Origin of the sequence: Streptomyces sp. ML-6 (assembly GCF_030116705.1) — a bacterium.
Classification (GTDB): domain Bacteria; phylum Actinomycetota; class Actinomycetes; order Streptomycetales; family Streptomycetaceae; genus Streptomyces.
This window is the reverse complement of sequence record NZ_JAOTIK010000002.1, coordinates 1-21274: the sequence shown is the minus strand read 5'-3', so window position 1 is coordinate 21274 and position 21274 is coordinate 1. Positions and strand designations below refer to the sequence as shown.

Annotated in this window: 19 protein-coding genes; 4 read left to right on the top strand and 15 right to left on the bottom strand. The window is 70.2% G+C overall.

Features of this window, described 5'->3' with window-relative positions; translation table 11 throughout:
* Window positions 1-177: 177 nt before the first annotated feature.
* The 3 genes from OCT49_RS34075 to OCT49_RS34065 all read right to left on the bottom strand — a co-directional run bounded on the left by OCT49_RS34075 (window position 178) and on the right by OCT49_RS34065 (window position 3659).
* On the bottom strand, window positions 178-585 hold the full coding sequence (locus OCT49_RS34075) for a TnsA-like heteromeric transposase endonuclease subunit (RefSeq protein WP_283849823.1): 408 nt from the start codon (window positions 583-585) through the stop codon (window positions 178-180).
* 218 nt (window positions 586-803) lie between these two features.
* Window positions 804-1748 (bottom strand): C40 family peptidase, encoded by a 945-nt coding sequence (locus OCT49_RS34070; protein WP_283849822.1) that lies wholly within the window; start codon window positions 1746-1748, stop codon window positions 804-806.
* Window positions 1749-1910: 162 nt separating this feature from the next.
* Window positions 1911-3659 carry a hypothetical protein gene (locus tag OCT49_RS34065; protein ID WP_283849821.1) on the bottom strand — a complete coding sequence of 583 codons (1749 nt, stop codon included), beginning with the start codon at window positions 3657-3659 and terminating at the stop codon, window positions 1911-1913.
* 63 nt (window positions 3660-3722) lie between these two features.
* Between OCT49_RS34065 and OCT49_RS34060 the strand changes: the two genes are divergently transcribed.
* The gene (locus tag OCT49_RS34060) at window positions 3723-4034 is read left to right on the top strand and encodes a hypothetical protein (protein WP_283849820.1); all 312 of its coding nucleotides are present in this window, start codon (window positions 3723-3725) and stop codon (window positions 4032-4034) included.
* A 471-nt stretch (window positions 4035-4505) separates the two neighbouring features.
* Here OCT49_RS34060 and OCT49_RS34055 read toward each other — a convergent pair whose 3' ends face one another.
* The 7 genes from OCT49_RS34055 to OCT49_RS34025 form a co-directional block, all read right to left on the bottom strand.
* Window positions 4506-7094: an ATP-binding protein gene (locus OCT49_RS34055; RefSeq protein WP_283849819.1), complete on the bottom strand. Its 2589-nt coding sequence runs from the start codon at window positions 7092-7094 to the stop codon at window positions 4506-4508.
* Window positions 7095-7100: 6 nt separating this feature from the next.
* Window positions 7101-7664 (bottom strand): hypothetical protein, encoded by a 564-nt coding sequence (locus OCT49_RS34050; protein ID WP_283849818.1) that lies wholly within the window; start codon window positions 7662-7664, stop codon window positions 7101-7103.
* Window positions 7665-7783: 119 nt separating this feature from the next.
* Window positions 7784-8041, bottom strand: coding sequence for a hypothetical protein (locus tag OCT49_RS34045; RefSeq protein WP_283849817.1), 258 nt, complete (start codon window positions 8039-8041; stop codon window positions 7784-7786).
* Window positions 8038-8358 (bottom strand): hypothetical protein, encoded by a 321-nt coding sequence (locus tag OCT49_RS34040; RefSeq protein ID WP_283849816.1) that lies wholly within the window; start codon window positions 8356-8358, stop codon window positions 8038-8040. The genes OCT49_RS34045 and OCT49_RS34040 overlap by 4 nt, the downstream gene beginning before the upstream one ends.
* Window positions 8358-9383 (bottom strand): conjugal transfer protein, encoded by a 1026-nt coding sequence (locus OCT49_RS34035; RefSeq protein WP_283849815.1) that lies wholly within the window; start codon window positions 9381-9383, stop codon window positions 8358-8360. The genes OCT49_RS34040 and OCT49_RS34035 overlap by 1 nt, the downstream gene beginning before the upstream one ends.
* Complete coding sequence (locus tag OCT49_RS34030; RefSeq protein ID WP_283849814.1) at window positions 9380-9628, bottom strand: hypothetical protein; 249 nt, start codon at window positions 9626-9628, stop codon at window positions 9380-9382. Before OCT49_RS34030 ends, OCT49_RS34035 begins: the two co-directional genes overlap by 4 nt.
* A 116-nt stretch (window positions 9629-9744) precedes the next feature.
* The gene (locus tag OCT49_RS34025; RefSeq protein WP_283849813.1) at window positions 9745-10584 is read right to left on the bottom strand and encodes a hypothetical protein; all 840 of its coding nucleotides are present in this window, start codon (window positions 10582-10584) and stop codon (window positions 9745-9747) included.
* Window positions 10585-10848: 264 nt separating this feature from the next.
* Here OCT49_RS34025 and OCT49_RS34020 point away from each other — a divergent pair, with 264 nt between their 5' ends.
* A complete protein-coding gene (locus OCT49_RS34020; protein WP_283849812.1) occupies window positions 10849-11079 on the top strand; it encodes a hypothetical protein in 231 nt (76 codons plus the stop codon).
* A gap of 80 nt (window positions 11080-11159) precedes the next feature.
* Here the strand turns inward: OCT49_RS34020 and OCT49_RS34015 are convergent, their stop codons facing one another.
* Both OCT49_RS34015 and OCT49_RS34010 read right to left on the bottom strand, forming a co-directional pair.
* The gene (locus tag OCT49_RS34015) at window positions 11160-11579 is read right to left on the bottom strand and encodes a DUF6415 family natural product biosynthesis protein (RefSeq protein WP_283849811.1); all 420 of its coding nucleotides are present in this window, start codon (window positions 11577-11579) and stop codon (window positions 11160-11162) included.
* The gene (locus tag OCT49_RS34010) at window positions 11576-12037 is read right to left on the bottom strand and encodes a hypothetical protein (protein ID WP_283849810.1); all 462 of its coding nucleotides are present in this window, start codon (window positions 12035-12037) and stop codon (window positions 11576-11578) included. Before OCT49_RS34010 ends, OCT49_RS34015 begins: the two co-directional genes overlap by 4 nt.
* Window positions 12038-12209: 172 nt before the next feature.
* Between OCT49_RS34010 and OCT49_RS34005 the strand changes: the two genes are divergently transcribed.
* Window positions 12210-13448, top strand: a complete 1239-nt coding sequence (locus OCT49_RS34005) for an NsdA family TPR-like regulatory protein (protein ID WP_283849809.1) — start codon at window positions 12210-12212, stop codon at window positions 13446-13448.
* Window positions 13449-13462: 14 nt separating this feature from the next.
* On the top strand, window positions 13463-14044 hold the full coding sequence (locus OCT49_RS34000; RefSeq protein ID WP_283849808.1) for a GNAT family N-acetyltransferase: 582 nt from the start codon (window positions 13463-13465) through the stop codon (window positions 14042-14044).
* 2542 nt (window positions 14045-16586) lie between these two features.
* Here the strand turns inward: OCT49_RS34000 and OCT49_RS33995 are convergent.
* From OCT49_RS33995 to OCT49_RS33985, 3 genes are all read right to left on the bottom strand, one after another.
* Window positions 16587-19031, bottom strand: coding sequence for a DEAD/DEAH box helicase (locus tag OCT49_RS33995; RefSeq protein ID WP_283849807.1), 2445 nt, complete (start codon window positions 19029-19031; stop codon window positions 16587-16589).
* 110 nt (window positions 19032-19141) lie between these two features.
* Window positions 19142-19762 (bottom strand): helix-turn-helix domain-containing protein, encoded by a 621-nt coding sequence (locus OCT49_RS33990; protein WP_283849806.1) that lies wholly within the window; start codon window positions 19760-19762, stop codon window positions 19142-19144.
* Window positions 19763-19987: 225 nt separating this feature from the next.
* Window positions 19988-20518: a P-loop NTPase family protein gene (locus tag OCT49_RS33985; RefSeq protein WP_283849805.1), complete on the bottom strand. Its 531-nt coding sequence runs from the start codon at window positions 20516-20518 to the stop codon at window positions 19988-19990.
* Window positions 20519-21274: the final 756 nt, after the last annotated feature.

Below are 21274 nucleotides of genomic sequence, written 5' to 3'. Positions count from 1 at the left end.
CCGCGAGCACTGCCGGCGCCCGGTCCATCTCCAGCAGCTGAGGGCGCCGGTAGCCCGCGAGGAACCGTACGTTCTCCACCACGGCCCGATCGCCGCCCGACCAGGTCTCGTAGGACCAGCCGCGACGAGCGCAGATGCGCTTCGTCCAGGCGAACTGTGCAGTCACTTTCGGGTCCTTCATGCGTGAGGGGCTTTGACATCGACGACGGTCACCAGACCGTCAGAGTGGACAAGCAGCAGGTCAGGGATGTGCCGCCGAAGCCGGTCACCGTCACGACCGGCCAGCTGGAAGGGCTGGGAGGCGATCTCCACGACACCGCGGTCGAAATCGGCCAGCAGAATCCGAGCCAGCTCCAACCGGCTCTCGTAGGCCACCAGCCGCCCCACTGTGGCGGCGTGGTACCAGCCCGAGTAATGACGACGGCCCTTGTACCAGCGGAAATCCCGTACCGGCAGGCCGCCGGTCACCTCGGGAACGATGAGGCGGTCCAGGACCGCTTCAACGAACTGGCCATCCGCTTGCCGGTAGCGGACCGAGACCGTCTCACCTTCTGTCGTGCTCTTCTGGCTCGAAGCGCGTGCCACAGCGACCCCTTGTGTAGGCGGAACCGACACCGGGACGATGGCGCGTGGCCAGCGGGAATCTGCACGGAAGGCATGGAAAACCAAGCGAAAGGCTGGTTCTCGAACCGAGATGACGTTCGTCGTTTACGTCGAGCCCGTCCTGTAACTCGGGCTGCTGGACGACAAGTTGATGACAGAACACTGAGACAACGACATCTCCAATGAGAATCTACACGACTTCATAGCACTCGGCGTACGTCCCAGTCGTACCGCTCCCAGTACCCGGACGTTGAGGTGGTCTCGACGGTCTTTCCGGGCCGGGGCGCGTGGACCATGGTGTTGTTGCCGGTGTAGAGGCCGACGTGTCCCCAGTTTCCGTCGTTGTTGATGACGATGAGGTCGCCGGGCCGGATCTGCGAGCGGGGGACCCGGGTACCGGAGTGCCGCATCTGCTGGGAGGTGCGGGGAAGCGTGACCCGGGCGCCCTGGTAGAAGGCGTAGAGCATCAGGCCCGAGCAGTCGTAGCCGCCCTTGGTGGGGCCCGTGGTACTGCCGCCGCCCCACACGTAGGGAGTGCCGCGCTGTGCCAGCGCGGCGTCGACGACGGCGCCGGCCCGGCCGGTCGCCGACCCCGCCGTGCTGTCTTGGGCGGCGGGGAGGTGGTCGTACTCGTCGACGTAGCCGGTGACGTCGCCCACGTACGCCTCGGAACGGTTGTAGCGGTAGACCGCCTTGCGCAGCTGGTCGGTCCGGGACAGGTCGGTGGTCCCGGTTCCGCACAGGTAGACGGCGGTTCCGAGCGCGGCGTCGAACGCGTTGTGCGGGTCCTTCACCCCGTCACCGTTTCCGTCCTGGCCGCTGGGGCCGTTCCAGGTGGAGGGCAGGAACTGCATGGGGCCGACTGCCCGGTCGTACGCGGTGTCGCCGTCGAGCCGGCCGTGGTCGGTGTCGGAGAAGACGCTCGTGTTCCCCCCGGCCCCGGATCCGTTGAGCCGGACCCCGAGAATACGCGGGCGGACATCCCCGCCGACTGTGATGGTGCGCCCGGAGGCGTGGTTGGACTCGACCTTGCCGATCCCAGCGATGACGGACCACCGCATGCCCGTGCACTTCGGCCGCAGGGCGCGCACGTTCGCGGCGGCGCGGGTGTAGGCGGACAGCATCACCGGACTGATGCCGGCCACCGCCCCGGGGCCGCCCCGGACACGGACGGCGGGGCGGCGGCCTCCTTCTCGTGTCCGGCCGCCCCGTTTGCGACAGCGGCAATGAACAGCACCAGGACGCCGACGACACCCACAGCCGAAACCAGTACAGGGAAACGGCCAAGGCCACTTTCCGTGCGCCGCTCATGAGCGCCCTCCCAGGCGCGGCGCGGCCTGCGAACGACGCGCAGGGGCGGAGGGGACGGGCGCAGGCGGGGTGCTGCTCCCGGTGTTCCGCGGCTGGCGCATGCGGTGCAGGCGCTGCTGGAGCATGGCCTGGGCCGCGCTGGAGGGCGGTTGGGCGACGCGCGGCGGCGCAGGGCGCCGCCGGACGGGCGGTGCGGGGGCCGGCTGGGGTGCAGGAGCCGGCCGGGCGGGGCGGGGCGCCGGTGCCCGCCGGGGACCGGGAACAGCGGCCCGGGGCGGGGTGTAGGGGCCGAGCCCGGGCCGGCCCCGGACGATCCGGCCGAGGGAGCGCACGTTGTGCCGGTACTCCCCGGCGAACTGCTGGGCGGGCTGGACGTAGCTCCGGTGGAAACTCTGCGCGCTCTGCTGGAGGTTCTGGACGGCGCTGCTGACCCGGCCTGCGGCCTGGGCGGGCAGAGCGGTCGCAGCCGCGCCGACCCTGCGGGCCGCGCGCGGCCCGTACACCGGCAGTCCGACAGTGGCTTTGAGGCCGAACACCCCGGCCTTCACGGTGCCTTTCGCCCCGGCCTCGATGGTGCGGCCGGTGAGCCGGGTCAGCCCCGCCACGGCACGGCCCCCGCCGTGAGCGAGCCAGCCGCCGATGCGTCCGGCGAGCCGGGTGGAGCCGATGCGTCCGGCGCCGCCGAGCACAGCACCGGTTCCCCCGGTGGCGGCGGCCGCGCCGAGCATGAGCCCGCCGAGCAGCAGGCCCTTGCCGAGCCCGCCGCGCCTCGGCATGTCGACGGGGGCGGGGGAGACGGATCCGCCCAGGGGCGAGTTGCCGAGGCGGTGACGGGCGCGTGCCACCGCTCCGCGGGTGGAGCGGGCGAGCTTCTTGCGGTAGATGAACGCGGCGACGCAGACGCAGTCCAAAAGGACGAACCGGACGGTGAGACCGCCCGGCAGGTCGCTTTCCGGTGTGTTCAGCACGGCGTTGACGACGACGATGAAGACGGACATGGAGGCGATGGAGGCGAGCATCAGGGCGAGGCCGCGGGCGATGGCCGCGGCCCGGCCCCACAGCCAGGCCCGGCCGGGGCCGGGCAGGATCCCCGCCGCGAGGGCCACCTTTGCGATCATCGCCTCGATGGCGATCTGTAGCTGGGCGAAGAGGAATGCACCGTCCAGGACGATGACGAACATGCAGGTGAGGAACGCGGCCAGGAGCATGAAGAGCGCGCCGCCGACCTTGTCCATCGACGCCTTCTTCAGTGTGCCGGCGTTTTGGACGCAGGCCTTCTCGAACGCCTTGATGGGGCCGGACGCGTGGACCTGTTCCAGCATCTGGGAGGTGGCGGCGTCGACGGTGGTGTCGACCATCCAGTTCTTGACGCTGTCGGGCAGCGCGATCCCGAAGCCCGGCAGGTCCTTGAGGAAGGACTTGCCTTTCTCCATCTTGGTGTCGACCAGCTGGTCGAACACGGCCTGCTGGACCCGTGAATCGCGGAACTTCTTCCCGCACCTGCCCTCGAAGGTCCGCCCGTAGGACAGGAGCATGGCCGGCCGGGCCACGAACGCGTCCACGAGGGCGTCGGTGATGGGGCGGGCCAGCGCGCTCGGCGAGGACCGGACCTGCGCACCCACGGTCGACCCGGACGGCTTCTTCTCCCATCCGCTCTCAGTGGTCGGCCGGGCCGTGTCGATGGCTTCCTTGTCCAGGACCAGGGCGGCGGTCTCGACCGCCAGGTCCCGCACCACGCCCACCACCCCGGTGTCCTTGCTGAGCAGGAGCTGCGGGGAGAGGCGAGAGCACCGAGCGCGAGTGCGGAGATGACCAGGGCAGCCGCCATCTCGCCCCAGCCGCGCACCCGGTTTCCGAACAGCAGATGCCACGACGCGACGACCATCGTGAAGGTGAGGAACAGCACCGGCAGACCCATCTGCACGACAACGCTCCCGTACAGCGACGTCGACACCTGCAGCGCCGGCTTGAGCATCAGCCCGGCCAGGGAGAACGCCAGGCTCCAGGTCAAGAGGAAGCAGGCGAAGCTGACGATCCACTTGTTCCCCATGAACATCATCTCGACGAGGAACCCCTGCACACTCAGGTCCCAGTCGTTCCAGTCCCCGGTGTCGGAGTAGATGCGGTACGAGCTGACCGGATTCCCGTCCCGGTCGGTCACCTCGAACGCGGACAGCACCCCGCCCTGCGCGGCCCGGTCCTTCTTGTACTTCTCCACCAGCTTGTCGAACTCGGCGCGGGCGGCCTTCTCCTCCTTCTCGGCCTCCTTGATCCCGTCCCGGATCAGCGGGGAGTCATCCGGCCGGCCCGACGTACCCGGCTGGGGGACGAGCGGGCTCGGCTCGAGCGGGTTCTGCGGGCCGGGCAGCGTCGGACCCACCGAAGGCGAAGGCGCCGGCGTCGGTGTGGGGGCCGCGCTCGCCGACACGCCCGCCAGCACCAGCGACACCAGGAACGACAGCACCAGCAGCATCAGCCCCGCAGCCATGGACCGCCCGGGGCGCGCCCACCGCTTCACCCCTGCAGCACCCCCACGCCCCGGGCCCGGGCGCGCGCCCTCGGTGTCCCCGCCGATGCGGCAGCCCGCCTGGTCATGCTGCTGCGCTCTGCATGGGCTGGGAATGGATGTGGGCCACAGCCTGCTCGTCGGCGGGCAGTGTGACCTGCATGGCACCGATTCGGCCGGTCAGGTCGCGGTGCAGACATTCACCGGCCCGCGCCGCCCGTTCCTCGTCACCGAACTCGGCGCTGTTGGGCGACAGCCCGGTCATGACCAGGGCGAGGAGGTCCTCGTCGTCCGGGTTGCAGCCGAGGAAGAGCAGGGTACGGCGGGCGAGATTGCGGTCCGTCTGCCGGAAGACGAACTTGCGGGGGATCAGCCCGCGCAGGATCTGCCCGCCCTCGTCGTCAGGGCCGATGTCGTCATCGTCGTGCCCGCCGAAGAGAGCACCGGCATTGTGCTTACGCCCGTCCTTGACCAGCTCCAGCGCCAGCGCCAGGCCCTCCGGGCTGGACGTCAGCCACCAGCACTCGTCCCACACCACCAGCGCGAACTCGTCCAGGTCCGCATAGGCGACCTTCCGGGACAGGGCGGCGATCAGGTACATCACCGCACGCCCGAAGATCTTCTCGAACTCCATCTTCTCCAGCCGCTCCCCGCCGCGCAGTTCGCTCTTGGTGGGCAACGCCAGCGAGGACACCGAGAAGACCAGGGTGTCGGCCGACGAGCCGCGGACCACGGGCAGCGACTCGTCGAACACCGCGCGAGCCAGGTCCTTGCGCCTCACCGCCGACAGGCGGCGGGCAGCCATCGCCGAATGCGTATCACCCGAGGCGCCGCGGTTGGTGAGCTCCTCGACCAGGACCCGCATCGAGGGATGCGGCTCGGCCAGCACCGCCTCGACCGCCTCCGACAGGGCGATGCCCTCATCGCTCATGGGAGCCAGCCCCAGCAGCAGTGTCAAGAACGACTCGGTGAACCGCTGCGCTTCCCGCCCGGCGAACAGCCGCAAAGGATCGAGAGAAACGGCCGCCTGGTCGTCGATGGTGATGCACTCGGTCTCGCCGGGGCACGCCTGCGCGTAGCGGAGCCATTCCTGGCGCGGGGTCCGGTCCACGATCACGGCCCGGCCCCGCCGGGTACCGCCCCGCAGCCGCCGGCCCGCGGCGAGCACGGAATACACGGCCGACTTCATCGCGGTCGTCTTGCCCGCACCGAGCTCCCCGATGAACGCCGCGGTCGCCGAGGTGTTCTCCCGCGGGCCGCGCGCCCAGTCCGTCAGCACCGGCCTGACCCCGCCGCCGGCCAGCTGCAGCCCGAACAACGGCCCCGAGGCATCCCCCAGCCCGCTGCCCGTGAAAGGGCCGGCCATCGCGAAGTCCCGCGCCACCAGGTACTGCGCGTACTGGGCCATGACCCGCGGAGTGCGGGTACCAGGCAGCATCCCGTACCAGAGGTTCTCCTGCTCACCGTGCGGCCGGGTGAAGGTGTACTCGTTGCCGGTGAAGTGCCCGGCGAGCTCCCCGGCCCGCCGCTCGGCCTCCTCCGGGGTGCCGCCCCACACGCACAGGGCGGTCATGGCACGGACCTCGACCTCCGTCTGCGAGGCGGTCAGCCGCTCGCGGTACTCGTCCAGCCCGCCCACTGCCTTGTCGACGCTGGCCGGGACACCCGCGGTCTCACCGTCGTATTCGCTGTACTGGTTGGCGAGCTCACGCGCCTGACGCCGCGTCTTCGCCTCCGCCTCGGTACCGGAGGAGACGCTCAGGCGCACCACCCAGTCCACCGGGAACGAGAACGCATCCAGGGAGGACAGATACTCCGACCCGGGAAACGCGAACGCCTCGGGCATCTCGGAGAGCGCGAGCATCACCTGATACGAGGGCCCCCACTCCGTGGTCACCTCCAGCCAGCGCCGCGCGAACGGATTCGCTCGCCCTGCCTTCTGCCTCCCCGCCCGGACAGAACCGGCCCCGCCACCGCCCAGGCCCTGCCCGTCGAGTTCGTCGAACAGGTTGCCGCCCTCGGCGAGCACCACCTGGCCGAGCGCCGCCGCACCCCGCCCCCGGCCCCGCATCCCCGGCCCCGCACCCTCCGGCAGCACCGGCTCGAACACCCCACGACGGGCACTGTGCCCGTAGATCCACAAAACCTCCGCCGTCGTCGCCGGACGCAGAGCAATACCCGGCGGCCACACCGACGCCATCCGCTGCGCCTGGGCCAGGCGCTCGTCCTCCTCGCGCGCCGACACCGGCCGCGGAAGCAGCCCCAGCTGCAGAGCAACATCCGCACGCGCCGCCGCGAAAACCTCCCGTACCGACTCCCCGCGCGTCATCGCAAGCGGAACTGCGAGCCAGTCCGTACGCCCCGTCAGCTCCAACTGCTCCAACTGCCCCCGCAGCACACCGATGGCCTGCCGGTACCGGCCACAGCCCGCCAGATCGATCCCCTCGGTCATCTTCGCGACCACACTCGCCGGGTCGACGGCCGGGCACAGACTCAGCAGCATCGACTCACCCTTGAGCGCCTTGACCAGCGCCTCCAGCTGCCCCAGCCGCTGCTCCTTCGCCCGCCGCGAGGCATGAGCGGCATCCGCCCCCGCCACCCGGTAGACCGCCCAGACCTGACCGTGCACCGTCCACATCACATTCCCGGCCACATGCCGGATCGGCATCCGCATCACAGGTCACTCCCCTCGCTGCGCCACAGGCGCATCACTCGTGCTGAACTGGCGGCCGCGGCGCCGGGCGGCGAGCAACGAAGCCGCGACCGGCGCCGGCCGACGGCCAACCGCTCCACGGGCTGCGCCGACGTCCTTCCGGCCGACGGGCACAGGGCTCTCGGACACAGAAGCGCTTGTGGTGGTGCGGCCGGCGCCCATCACACGGGAGGCCGCAGCCTGAGACCGGACCGGGCGGAGCACGGGGCGGCCCGCGCCCCTGGCACCTGCCCCGGGCTGCGGTGCGGCCCAGGTCACGCTGCACACCCCGATCAGCGGCTGGTGACCACCCCGCGACCTGAGCGGACGACCGCCCAGCCGCCCTCCCCGCGGCCGCGCCACCAGCGAGGCGGAACTCGCGGCCACCGCCAGCGGATTACGGCCGTCGACCCGGATATGGCGCACCAGCAGCGACAACCCATAGGGCCCACCGATCGCGATCGCATAGTTGAACAGCCCGAAATGAGCCCACACCCCCCGCGTCAGCACCAGGCCCGCGAGCGAGGCGGCCAGGACCACGATCTGCGGCACCGTGTACGGACCACCCCAGATCCGGCCCCGCCCACCCGGCCACTTCCCGATCATCAAAGGGTGACGGCGCGCCCGGGTGTAGCACCGGCCAACCAGCACTTCCGGCGCCGCAACGCCGCTCACCGCTGCTCACCGGCCGCAGGTTCGATGCCCCGGACCACCGTGTGACCGGCGCCCGCGCTCTTCACGGAACCGTCGAAGACGATCTCGACACCGGCGCTGTCGTGGAACACGGCCGCCAGGAGCACGTACAAGAAGAGCGCCGTGCCGACGAGTACTGCGACCGAAGAAAACAGTGAGCGGACCTTGGCCCATACATGCGACACCGAGAAGAGCACCACAACTGCCGTCAGGAAGACGGCGAGAACGCTGGTCATCGCCGCGCACCGTCCACCGGTTCGACGACTCGGACCACCGCATGAACAGCGCCCGCGTTCTTCACGGAGCCGCTGTTCGGAGCGATGTCCTCGCCCACACTGTCGCGGAACACCGCAGCATTCATCACCGCGAACCACAACGCCACGCCACCGGCGAGCGCCACACCGGCAGCCAGAATCGATTTCGACTTGGCCCAGGCAGTCACCACTGCCGCAACCACCATGAACGACATCACCGAGCCGACCAGCAAACCGGTGATCCTCTGGGTGAGCTGGTCGACGTCGTCGATCGCCCCAGCCAGTACCGTCACGTCCATCACTGCGCGCTCTCCTTCGTCCCGGCCCCGACCGGCTCCTTGCTCAGCACGGGGGCCCCTTCCACGGATGCGATCTCCCAGCGCCCGTCCCGCGCGGTGATCGTGACGGCGTACGTCAGCGGCCGTTCCTGCCCGCCGGCATCGGATGCGGTGACATCGACGAGGAGCTGCCTGCGCTCCCCGTCGGACACGGGAACGCCCCGCTCGTCGGTGCCAAACGGGTCGTTCGTGCCGACCTCGGCGAACCGGGCCACCTCGACCCGCCCGTACGGGGCAGGCGACACCGCGGCCAGGGCCGTCCCGGGGGACAAGTAGCGGTCGAGCTCGCCGCGGCCGGCCAGATAGGCGGCAAAGAACCCCGTGAGCGTCTGCGCAGCAGGATCGGTACTGCGGACCGGGACCGACTGCCCATACGCCAGCGACGGAGCCTCACCCGACAACGGCGCACCCACCTCGGCCGGGAGCGCCACAGCCGCCAAACCCCCGCCCGCACCGGCCCTGACCGGAACCTGGAAATACCGCAGCACCGGCCCGGCCCCACCCGGTTCCAGCCCTGTCTTCTTCCCGCCCGCGGCACCGGCCGAGACCACCCGGGCAGCCACGGTCACCGACCAGTACCCGGCAGACACGGCCCGCACCCTTACCGCCGCGACCTCCTGCGCCCGCTGCACGCCCGGATCAGCCGTCAGACTCACCTCGCGGGCATTCGGCAAGAACGGCGCCAAGAACTCCTCGGTGCCCTCCCCAGCCGTCAAATACGCGCTCACGAACAACTCGGCGAACCCACCCGGCCCCGCAGGCTGCCCGGCCGCCGGCTGCTCCTGGCGCACCGGGGCCGCAGGCGCCGTGACCGCAGGCCGGGACACGAGCGCCCACCCCGCCAGAACCGGCCCGGCCACCAACAGCACCCAGGCCGTACGGCGGATCACCGTTACCGCGTTCGCCGCACCGCCCAGGGAACCCAGCGCCCAACCACCCGCCTCGGCAGGCAGCACATCCTGCGGCTGCTCCTTGCGGCGCTTCACGGCTGCTCCTGCCGCATCCGGGCGGCCAGCGTGTCCCGAGCCGCTTTCGGCAACGCGGCCCAGCGGGCGAACGCGGCCTGGGCCGGTGCCGCATCCTCATCGAGGTAGGCGCGCATGGACCGCGCCGTTCGGTCAGCGAACGGCGCCACCTCCAGCTGCACCACCAGATCACGCAACCGTCGACGCGCCCGCACCAGCAGCTCGATGTCCCCGCCGTCCTCCGCCGCGAGCACCGGATCCGCCATGTCCCGCTCACCCCTTCCAAGCCCGAGTACGGCAGCCGTTCCGCCGCACACCCAGACCAAGGAGCGCCCGCCCCCCAGACGTGACAGCCACAGCCGAGAAATCTGAGAAATCGTCATCACGCCGCCTGCACCCACCGGTCCGCGACCGACCGCAGCTGCCGCACGGTCCGGCTCCGACGCTGCCGCCACGCAATCGCGGACACACCAGCCCGCTCCGCGCTCTCCCGCGCCCCAGCCCGGGACTCTTCCGCGATCACCCGAGCCCGTACCACCTCGAGCAGTCCGGCAGCCACAGCCCACACCAGCAGCTCGACCAGCTCGCCCCGCGCACCGTCCGGGACCTCACCAGCTGCGAGGAGCCCGGCCTCAACAGCCTGCCGTCCGACGACCGTCTGCCAGACCTCTTCCGCCGGATCGGCCACCGGCCCGTCAAACACCACCGCCGATTCGAGGGCCGGGTGCCACGGCAGCGCGTCCGTCTCCGCATCCGCCCTCAGCTCACGGCTCGCCAGATGCAGCGTCTCCAAAAGGAGGTTCGCCGCGACCCCGCCCGCCCTCTGCAACGGGTACCGGCGTACGACCTGGTACAGGCACGCGACGACGACCTGCCCCACCTCGTCGAAATCCCGGCCGGCCCGCAACAGCCGCTGCGTCAGCCGCACCGCACCCGGCACCATCGCCTGCACCACCACCCGCGCAGCCAACTGCGCACCAACACCCTCACCGGCCGCCCGCTCCAGCAGCACCCGCATCCACCGGTCACTGTGCACACGCCCCTGCCCCCGGTCCCGACCCCCCAGTTCGGCCAGCACATCCTCGAGACCTGCTGCTCGCCCGCAGCTGAGGACCACCCCGCCCTCCTGCAACCAGCCCAGCACCATCTCGGCGCTCCCGGCCTCGGCGCAGACCAGCGCCCATTCGGCATCCAGCGACTCAAAAACCCGCGTTCCAGTCACGACAGCTCCCGTTCAGGTGATGCCGTGAACTCTTCTCAGCACCCCTGACCCGACCGCTGACCCAAACCATCAAATGCGCAGGTCAGAAGGTTGCCCAAAAGCAGACCCACGTCGCACTGAGCGCTCGCGCTGACCCGGGTAACCACCAGATGCCACTACTGCCGTTGGCCGCCACAGGCCCATCACCGGGATATCCACAGGCCCCGGCAAGCCCAGACGTTCCGTCGTAGCGTGCTCTCCTGCCGATCACCGGGGGTGCGCAGAATGCGGTACGTACGGCTGGAGTGGCTGGCCGCGGAGGTGATGGACGGGCTGCCGTCCGCCGCGGCGCGGAGCACTGTGCAGGACCTGATCGTCGACGTCGCGAAGCGACCCGACCGGTGGCCGACGCCCGGCGGCGAGGACGTTGTCGACGTGTTCGGGAGCCGGTGCTGGGTCTCGTACGTGGCCTACCGCGACGGTCTGGAGGTCCGTGACATCGGGTGGGCGGGCTGACCGAGGCCCGAGCATCCGGCCGTCCTCACGAGACGAAGGAACCCCCGGGGATGGAAACCTTCTCCGACCCGAGGGTTCCTTCATCCCGTGCCACCGGGGGAGCCGCAGAGGTCAGGAGTCCTCGGGCGCGGGCCGGGGTTGGGGAGCCGGTCCAGCGCCCGGTACAGCGCTTTCACCAGCCGGGCCCGTTGCTGGGCGTACGCAAGGGTGGTCCGGGAAGTGACCGACAGGCGGCGCTCCGCTTCCTGGAGGACCTGGTCGATCAGCGGCCGCAGGTCACTGTCCTTGGGCAGGTTTTCGAAGCGCCGGCCCACTTCGGCGGCGACGACGCGGGCGTGCCCTGTGAGGAGCAGCGCGATCTGCGCGCAGTCGCCCGCCCGTAGACCCTTCACGTTCTTCCGGGCCAGAATCGCGTCGGCCAGCGCCGTGACGGGGGTACGGTCGAGCGGCAGCTCCTCGGCCAGGAGCGCCTCGGGGTCGTGCAGCACGCCGTAGCTCATGCCCGTGATTCCTCCGGTTCCAGACCCGTGACCGTGTCGGTGGCGGTGACGAACAGATTGCGGCCCAGCAGCCAGGACCGTTGCGCGTTCCAGTCGTGCCAGCGGTAGGCGATGTGCGCGAACGAAGGGACGACGATCCCGGAAATCCGGCCGCCGTCCACCGCTGCGCGGATGCGTGCCCAGCCCGGCCGCAGCTCCGTCTCCTGGTCGAGTGGCCCGGTGTCGGTCACCGCACACCCGGCCGGAACCCTCCAGTCCCGTGCCTCTGCGTGCGCGGCCAGAGGAGGCAGCACCAGGTGTTCGGTGCCCGGCACCGGTACCACGGCATACAGCGCCACCGCGGTCACCGGGACGACGAGGGGCCCGTCTGATGCCGGGGCGCGGAGCGCTGCGATCTTCCTGCGCACCCGGGCCGGTAAGGGCCGGGCGGTGCGGTGGTGGCCGGACGAGTTCGGCATGAGGGCCTCCCCGGGACGGTTGTCGGCGTACTCCCAGACAACCGCGACACGTTCGGGTGGGCTCAGGCCGGATTCCGGGCAAGTACCGGCCAGGGACCGGACAGTTTTACCAACAGGAGAAAACCGGCAGGACTACCGTCCGCGCCGCGACCGGTACTTACGGGGGGACCTGATGGACAGGCAGCGGAACACCCGGCTCGAGGCGGTGATGGCCGAGTACGGCTTCACACACCAGGGCCTAGCCGACGAGATCAACCAGGTCACCGCCCGGATCTTCGGGGAGAACCACCCCCGCAAGTGCACCGACCGCCACGTACGGCGCTGGATCAGCGGCGAGGTCCGATGGCCCTGGACCCGCTACCTTCACGCCCTGGAACAGCTCTTCGACCGCCCGGCGCAGGCACTCGGCTTCATCCCCCGAGGCAAAAACAGCGCGAACCTGCCCACCCCCCCAAGGCCTCCCGCACCGACGAAGGAGGTGCCCGTGCGCCGCCGCCGTTTCATCATCGCCACCGCCGCCACCACAGTCGCCCTCGCCCTCAGCATCGACGAAACCCCCACCGGCGGCCGCCTCGCGATGAGCGACATCACCCGCGCCCGGGAGAGGATCAACCGCCTCGACGCCCACTTCGCAGCGATCGGCGGCGAACCCCTCCTGACCGTCGCCACCACCTACCTCGACCGCCTGACCACCGCAGCCGACCACTGCACCTACGGCCCCCGCGTCGAACAGGCACTCCACACCACGATCGCATCGCTGTGCAGCTCTGCCGGATGGGCCGCCGACGACGCCGGCAACCTGGACGCAGCACACCGGTGGCGCACCACCGCCCTGCAAAGAGCCATCCTCGGATCCAACCCGCAGGCCCAGGCCCGAGCCTGGTCCGACCTCGCCATCCACGCCCGCCGCGGCGGCCACCACCGCGAAGCTCTGCGCATCAGCCAGACCGCCCTCACCAGCCGCGCAGCCCGCCAGAACCCCCGCTACACCGCCCTGCTCCAATCCCGCCTGGCCATCAGCCACGCCCACACCGGCAACCGCCCCGCCGCAGCCCGCGCCCTGCTCGCCGCCCAGACCGCACACGACCGCATCGACCCCACCCAGCCCGCACCCCGGTGGCTGAACTTCCTCACCACGGCCGAGATCAGCGGACTCGCCGCCATCACCCACCAGGCGATGGGGCATCTCGCCGACGCCGAGACCGCCACCGCCCAGGCCCTCACCCTCCTCGAACCCGGCCTGCGCCGCAGCCACGCGTACTACACCGTCCAGCTCGCCGAACTCCAGCTCGCCCAGGGAAACACCACCGACGCCCACACCACCACAGCCGCCATCGACACCACACACATCGGCAGCCGCGCCATCACCGACCGGCTTGCCACCCTCCACCGCGCCCTCGCCACCGCATAGGAGAACCACCCGAAGTGACCACCGGCATAGAAATCCGCCACTACACCACCCGCCACACCCCCCGCCTGCGCCCGCTCCTGCTGGACATCTACGCCGAGGTCTACGCGAAGGAGGCACAGAGCGACCCGTTCTGCGCCCTCGACCGGTTCGCCGAAGGACTCGACAGCTGGATGACCCGCCCCGGCTGGACCTGCACCGTCGCCTACGACCACGACCAGCCCGTCGGCTACGCCTACGGAGCCCCGCTGCCTCCCGCCAGCCGGTGGTGGAGCGGACTGCTCACCGACACACCCGCCGACACCATCACCGAGACCGGCACTCGCACCTACGCACTCAGCGAGCTCATGGTCCGCGCCCCCTGGCGCAAGACCGGCACCGCCCGCCGACTCCACGACGCACTGCTCATACCCCGGCCCGAACAACGCGCCACGCTCCTGGTCCTCCAGGAGCACCCCAAGGTCCGGGCACTGTACGAATCATGGGGCTGGCAGACACTGGGCGGCCTACGCCCGACCCTCCCGGCCGCCCCGCTCTTCCACGCCATGCTGCTCGATCTCCCACCACACGACGGAACCGTCGCCACCATGTCGACGTAAAGCCCGCAGGCCCACCGGTTGCTCAACAGGTTGCGTAACGGGTTGCCTAACAGGTTGCGCAACGGGTTGCTCAACAGGTTGCCAACGGTGGATTCGCTTGCCCGCTGTCCTCGCAGGTCAGCGGCATGGGTCAGCGTGACGCAGCCGCCGACACCTCTTCCCCCGAAGGGGAAGAGCACCTTTCCCTTTCCCTCGGCCTGGGCGCCGACCCACTGTGCCGGGGTCGTCCGCGCCGGGGTCGTCTCCGGCACCAGGACGCCGACCTCAGCGAACTTTGGCGTGGACAGGAGGACACCCATTCCGGACCATGCAGGCGCGCCCTCCTCCTGTCCACGCGCCACAATGGCCCCGCTGGACAGATAGTCGACACCGGTCAAGGTCACCGGGGCGCTCCACACTTCCGGATACAACGGACCGCCGTCCGAGGCTCCCTGTACGGGCTGGCACCGGGCCGGGGTTCGGACGATGTCGCCCGGACCGACCGCGTCCCACATGGTGAAGCGCCATCCCTGGGGTGGCTCAGTGCGCCGCCGCATGTTGCGCGCCATGTCGGCTTCAGCAGCGACCCGCATGTCAATCAGCGCTACGAGTCGGGCCGCTGCTGCCGCGCGGCTGGTGTGACTGGTCGCATGCTCTTCGGAAAGGCCGATGGCCAACCATGTGCAGCGAATTCGGTAGACGTGGCCGACAAACGCGCCATCGACCGTCACCGGGTAGCATCCCCGGTCGTCGCATCGCCTGAATCGGTACCGGGGCACGCCTTTGACGGGTGTTGGTACTACGGGCGCGTCGGAGACAGGTTCTGCCACCTGCAGGAGAATCTCGCTCGACCCGTTCGCATTAACGCCCTGACAGGGCGCTGTCGGGCAGGGATCATCGACGCCCGGAACCGTGCCGCCGCCCTCCCACGTCTGGACACTGCCCGGGTCGGACACCCTGGTAGGCGCCGGCGTGCTGGCCCCCGTCGGTGCTCCGGTCTTGATCTCTCCGGCCTCCGCGCTCTGGCTGATTGTGGTCTCGGCCGCTGCCTGGCACTCGACGAGCCCCGAGGGACCGGCAGCCCCTTCAAAAGTGGCGACGTCCTCGGCCTCCTCCTCGATGATCTCCTCGTAGCTCACCGAGTCGCCCCATTTGGCCAGTACGTCAGCCGGGGACCAGTCCGCACGCGGGGCCTTGCGCGGCTTGATGATGCTCGGGGCCGGGGTCCACTTCGGAGCCGGGCCATCGGCCGCGGCCTTGATGATCCCACGCACTTTGGACTCACGGCCACGCCGCTCCTCTACCCGGGCGATCATCAGGGCTTCCGCCTCTGCCCGGCTCCGGATCGGGCGGCGGTCCGAGTGTCGGACCTGCTCAGACTTGCGCCACTGCTTCGGGTTCTTACTGAGGTCCGCCGGGTGCATTCGCTCGCGAGTGATGAACCACTCCCCTTGTGTTGTGCCACCCAGAAGCCGTGACCGCGCCATGAGGCCGTGACCTCCCACCTGTTCAGGGCCCCGGCGCCGCCTTCGCCCCAGCACAGCACCACACGCGCGGAGTCATCAGGGTTGCCCGTTCGGAGGATCGGCCCTTTGGCCACCATGGCAAGGGTGTTCCGGGCGTTGCGCACCGCCACAGTCGCCGTCTCAGACACGGGTGTCGGGAGTTTGCTCACGGTCATTCCACAGGTCCTTCCGGGGCGATGCCGCAGGGCTTGCCCGTGCGGTTGGTGCAGCCCCCACCGTAGCCAACTTTCAGTACCGCTTCAAGTGTCACTGAAAGTTGCTCGCGGTGGAGTCGCGCCAACCGCAGCTTTCCGCTGCCGCTCCCCCGACTAGCTGCACAGCATGTAGAAGGGCACCGAAAGCAGGACCCATAGAGCCCCCATTGCGCTACTGCGCCCACTCCAGCCCGAGGCCAGCCAGCGCCTGGCGCTTGTCGGTCAGGTCGTCTCACTCCGAACTGAACTGGTCCTGGCCGCGCCGCAGTTCGGTGAGGGGAGCGGCCCAAGCTCCCAGGCCCTACACGCACACCAGTGCGATGCCGCAGCTCGGAACCCCCGGGCATCGCACCTCAGTGCGTGTAGGACCTGGGAGAGGCGTCCCCGGCCCCGGACAGTGGAGGACCCCGGGCCGCCCTGCGCCCCGGGGTCCCTCCGCCGGTCTTACCACCGCCGCTCACCAGTCGTCAGGTGTGCTGCCCACCCACGCTATCGGCTGGCCCTCGCTGTTGCGGCCCCAGTGCGGTTCCTCCATCGAGGTCTCATGCCCGTCGGGCAGGACGCAGATCCGCCCCCAGCGGCCGTGCTTGCCCGGGCAGATCCCGGGAGCCGGGCCACGTCGCCACCCGCCACGGCCTGGTCATAGCGGTCCTGGAACGACTGGAGACGGATGCACAGCTCCATGCCGAGCTCCGTCTCCGCCGTCCACCCGCCCCCGCGTCACCTGCACCCGAGGGTCGGACAGCACAGCCGAGACGAAGCCCTCCGCCTCCGCGAAGGCCCTGGTGCGGGCGTGCCGCCGCACAGCATCCTGCACACCCCGCTCTTCCGCGGCTGCGATCATCACGCCGCTCCTTCCATGGCCGCCCACTCCAGCCCGAGGCCGGCCAACGCGACGAGCTTGTCGACGGTCAGCTTCGCGCGCCTGGACTTGGTGTTGGACAGGAAGACTCCGAGCTTGACCTCCGACCCGTCCGGCAACACCTCCACGTGAGCCCTGGGCACCTTCACAGAGCCCGTGCGGGCCTTGTACTGCTCCAGGGCCGCCACGCCCCTCTCGAAGGCGCTCACAGGCGCCGTGGACGACTCGGCGGGCATGCTTGGCTCCGCCAGGGCCGGGGCCGGGGCAGGGACTTCCGGGAGCACGGTCACCGGGAGCGGGGTGACACCGACCGCCTCCAGGCGCTCGCGCTGACCCTGTACCAGGGCCGCCCAGACCTCGGGCCTGCGCTGCTGGGCCAGCCACTTGCCGACGTCCATGCCGTGCACGGTGAACCCGGGCAGAACCTCCGCCGGCCCTTCCTCGTCGCGCACCAGCTCCCGCAGCGCGGCGAAGTGCCGCTGCCACTGCGCCGGCCACGACGGATTCCAGTCCTCGTCCAGGGCCACCAGCGCGGCCTCCCACTCCGGGTGCCCGGCCAGCGCGCCGGGACGGCGCAGGTTGGACAGCCACTGCCCCACCGGCCTGTCCAGCACCGCCGCCGACCGGGGCGCGCACAGCGTCCAGTGCTGCTCGTAGTACACCCTCGCCGCCGCCAGATTCTCCTGGAACCGCGCATCAGCGGCCGACCAGGCCATGCCCAGCTTCTCCAGCCGCCGGGCACGCACCCCGGCCATCTGCCCCGCCCCGAACGCCCGCCGCTGCTCCGCGACCCACCGCCCCAGAGGAAACGCCCTCTCGCGGTGCTCGTACGGCACCCGGGCGTGCCCCTCGCGCTCGACGAAGCCCCTGAGCGCCGCCCAGCCACGAGCCCAGTCCTGCCGCTCCGTGTCGATCACGTTGAAGCTGACCCAGTCCGCGACCATCACAGGGTCCCTGGGAGCCGCGAAACGGAGCAGCAACCGGGTTTCCTCCTCGTTATCACCAGGCGCAGCACCGAGGTATCTGGAGGGCTGCACGACGTCCTTCTGCGGCTCCTGCGGAATAGCCAGCAACTCGATTGCCTCTTCATCGTGAGCCCGCAGACCTTCCAATACCTTCACCAAAGGCCGGTACGAACCAGAGGTGAACATATCCTCCGGGCTTTCGTCAGGCCGGAGGAATACCGGCACGATCAGGGAAGCGAGCTTTCCTTCACCGGGCTTCTGACGTAGAGCGCGGCCGATCGCCTGCACGATGTCGTGCGGGGCCCCCTTGGGGTCCAGCAGGGCCACCGAGTCCACGGCCCGGATATCCACGCCCTCACCCAGGACGCGGCAGTTCGAGAGCACAGCCCGCCGGGCGGTGGAGCCGAACCCGCGCAGCACCTCCCGCCGACGCTCCGGCACGTGCTCACCGCACAGCCAGTCCGCCCAGATCCGAGCCGGGTACTTCTCGGGCCGGTCGGCGTGCAGCCGCTCGGCCACCCGCTCCAGACCCTCCGCATACGCCGCGGCCTCTATGGTCCGGTGGTGGAAGGTGATGCACGTCGACAGGTTGTGCTGCTCCATCGTGTGCAGCAGCGCAGCCTGGAGGGCACCCAGGCGCTGCCCGCGGACCTCCTCGGTGTGCCGCTCCTCACCCATCAGCCGCTCCGGCGTCACGACCGGGTCCTGGAGCTCCAGAACGATGATCTGGTACCGCGCCAGCAACTTGCGCGACACCGCCGACGCCAGCGACAGCTTGTAGAGGACCGGCCCGAAGACCTTCTCGTCATCCATCGAGGCCGCCATCTCCCGCGGCAACGGGTCACGCACCCCCTCGGCCACTTCACGGTTCAGCCGCTCCTCCCAGATCCGCGGCGTCGCCGTCAGATACAGCCGCCGGCGCGCCGGGATCTTCGTCTGGTCATGGATGTCCGCCCACGCCTTCCCCATCGACCCCGACGTCCGGTGCGCCTCATCGACACAGGCGAGGTCCACCGGGCCGAGTTTCTGGCCGTAGGCGCCCTCAAAGGCTTCCCTGAGCACGCCCAGCGAGGCGTAGGTGGCGTAGATGGTCACTGGCCCCGTGGCGTGCCACAGCGCCAGCTGCACGGGGTTCGTGGTGCACCGCACTCCCAGGTGCCACAGCTCCGGATCCTCCAGCGGCGAGCACACCATGACCGCCGGCCCTCTGTGCCCGACGCTGCTCCACGCCTTCACGGTCTGCGCCAGGAGATCGAGGGTCGGCACCACCACGAGAACGCGGCCCTTGGGAACAATCCTTTTCGCGGAGGCCGCCGCGATGATGGTCTTTCCCGTTCCGCACGCGGCGTGCACCTGGCCGCGCAGACCATTCCAGGGAATACCGCCCGGCGGGATATCGAGACCGCGCACAATCGCGCTCACGGCCTCGATCTGGTGGTCACGCAGCTTCATCACGGTCATGTCCCGTGTTCTCCTTTTCGCGGGTGACGCGTAATCAGGAAGGAAGCACCGATGCGGTGCCCCGCCTCGGGGAGGCCCGCTTCCGTGCGCTCGTTGTCAGGGGTGGTCTCTCAGGCACGGGCCTCGGGGGCGCCGTCCTGGAGCGCCGCGGCTGCGGTGAGGAGCCGTTCCCAGGTGCGGGGTGTACCTCCGTGCTCTGCGGCCAGTTCGGCGGCGATGCGGCTCTTGGGCGCGCTGTTCGCCGCAGCGAGGGCCTCACTGGCGGTACGGAGCCGCGGGTCTCCTTCGTAGGAGTGCTGTTTGCGGGGGACTTGAGGTTCGCCGGCGCGGCGGCCGCCGCCCTTTCCCTGGCCCGGCGGGTTGTCGCGGCGCTTGTTGACTTCGCGGCGGGGCCACAGCCGGGCTCCGTAGACGGTCGTGCCGGCCGAGAGGTAGCCCTGAACGGCGTAGGCGCGGACAGTGCCCGGGTTGATGCCGAGGACCGCGGCGGCCTCGTCGGCGGTGAGCAGGTCCTCGGGGTGCTCGTCCTGCGGCAGTGCGGGGATCGGCTTGCCGTCGATGTAGGCCTCGGCCTGGGCCAGGTCGTAGACCAGGTAGCGACTCTCAGGGAGCAGGCTGGGGACGCGGCTGCGGAAGCCAGGAGCGTCGCGGCGGCGCCAGGTGGCCAGCGGCACGCCGATGCGGCGGGCGACGTCGGCTTCGTTGATGACCGGCCGGTTACGGGGGATCACATCGTCTCCTCGAGGGCTGCTGTGCCGCAGGTGCGACCTGTAGAGTTTGGGTGCAGGCTGGTTCCTTTTCCGGGCCTGCGACGTGGTTACGAGGCCGGCGGTGTGCCGGGTCGCTCTCAGAGCGGCTCTCCGTCGGCCTCGACCTTTTCCCGACCCAGCATTCGACAGTTACAACATTACAGTATCTAAGACTCTTCGGTGCCGCCTTCATCCCCTGCGACCCGCTCACCGTCCCGAGAGCTGCCGCGCGAGCCATGCATCCGCCTCCCGCCCACTGCGGAGCCGTACGACACGGACGCCCAGCTCGGCCGTCTCGGCGACCTGCCGGGCATACCGGGGGCGGTTGTTGCGATACTTCCGGACAGCCGTGCGCAGCAGGGACCGCCGCCCGAAGAAGGCACGCTTCCACGTGAGCCGCTGCGCCTGGATGCTCGCGTCCAGGCCGGTGAGCTGGCGCAGGCTCCGGTACACGATCCGGCGCACGATCAGGGGCAACGGGAGGTCGAGCCAGACCAGGACATCCGCCCGGTGCCACACCACGTCTGCAAGCTTTGAGTAATTCCCCTCGACCACCCACGATTCCCCCCGCGTGATCCGCTCGGCCTTGCCCCGGAATTCATCGAGTGGAAGAGGACCGTTCTCGGTGAACAGCACATTGTCAAGGTCAGTGCAAGGAATTTCCAGCGAAGCGGAAAGTTCTTTCGCGATCGTCGTTTTCCCGCTCGCAGGAGGGCCGAATAAGGCGATCTTCTTCATCGGATATTCCTAACTGTTTGTCGAGCGATCCAGGCAGTGCAGCGGAAATTAATTATCCCGGACTCGGGAGCATTTTCCACCCCATTTTGCCTAATCCTGTTTTTCCGGGGCGGGCCCTCCCCGGAGGCAGCGACGCGACCACTCGGCGTCGACGGTCCGACAAGGCCGGCCATGGTGCACCTGCACGTACCCGCTGGGAGGGCGTGCCGAGGAGGCAGGCGCACCTGACACGACAGCGAACCGACGGGCGGGGTGTGGGTGTGGGCCTCGGCGCGGCCCTGGCCGAGCGCGGCCGCCCGCTAGCGCCGAACTGTCGTCGGCCAGCACCTCGCCGAGGCCCACACCCACACCCCGCCCGTCACACCGCTGCGCCCCTCCGCGCTACCGGCCTTACTACCCGCCACGATCAGGCCGCAGCGCAGGCCCGGAACGCGGAGTGCGGGGGCCAAGGCGCGGCGATGCGGGGGCTGGGGAGCGCCCAAGCACGGGCTGGAGAGCCTGACGGCTCTTCAGCCGCGCCTGACGGCCCGAATTCCGCCCGGCTGCGGGGCAGGGTGCAGAGGGGGCCGTGCCTGACGGCATGACGGGCGCAGCATGCAGCCGTCGACGGGACGGGGCACAGGGGCGGGGAGCGGCGCGGGCGTGCTGGGGCGCGCCTGAGGACCTTTCCCGGGGGCTGGGGCCGGTGCCGCGCCGCCCCGGGCGTGCCCGGGGCGCTCCGCCCCCGGGCACGCCCTGTTGTGGCTGGTGCCGTCG

What these genes read in the sequence shown, in the direction of transcription:
- OCT49_RS33995 (WP_283849807.1), bottom strand. Translation starts at nt 19,031, where the DNA reads ATGACCGTGATGAAGCTGCGTGACCACCAGATCGAGGCCGTGAGCGCG.
- OCT49_RS34020 (WP_283849812.1), top strand. Translation starts at nt 10,849, where the DNA reads ATGCGGTACGTACGGCTGGAGTGGCTGGCCGCGGAGGTGATGGACGGG.
- OCT49_RS34030 (WP_283849814.1), bottom strand. Translation starts at nt 9,628, where the DNA reads ATGGCGGATCCGGTGCTCGCGGCGGAGGACGGCGGGGACATCGAGCTG.
- OCT49_RS33985 (WP_283849805.1), bottom strand. Translation starts at nt 20,518, where the DNA reads ATGAAGAAGATCGCCTTATTCGGCCCTCCTGCGAGCGGGAAAACGACG.
- OCT49_RS34010 (WP_283849810.1), bottom strand. Translation starts at nt 12,037, where the DNA reads ATGCCGAACTCGTCCGGCCACCACCGCACCGCCCGGCCCTTACCGGCC.
- OCT49_RS34005 (WP_283849809.1), top strand. Translation starts at nt 12,210, where the DNA reads ATGGACAGGCAGCGGAACACCCGGCTCGAGGCGGTGATGGCCGAGTAC.
- OCT49_RS34045 (WP_283849817.1), bottom strand. Translation starts at nt 8,041, where the DNA reads ATGACCAGCGTTCTCGCCGTCTTCCTGACGGCAGTTGTGGTGCTCTTC.
- OCT49_RS34055 (WP_283849819.1), bottom strand. Translation starts at nt 7,094, where the DNA reads ATGCGGATGCCGATCCGGCATGTGGCCGGGAATGTGATGTGGACGGTG.
- OCT49_RS34040 (WP_283849816.1), bottom strand. Translation starts at nt 8,358, where the DNA reads ATGGACGTGACGGTACTGGCTGGGGCGATCGACGACGTCGACCAGCTC.
- OCT49_RS34015 (WP_283849811.1), bottom strand. Translation starts at nt 11,579, where the DNA reads ATGAGCTACGGCGTGCTGCACGACCCCGAGGCGCTCCTGGCCGAGGAG.
- OCT49_RS34060 (WP_283849820.1), top strand. Translation starts at nt 3,723, where the DNA reads ATGACCAGGGCAGCCGCCATCTCGCCCCAGCCGCGCACCCGGTTTCCG.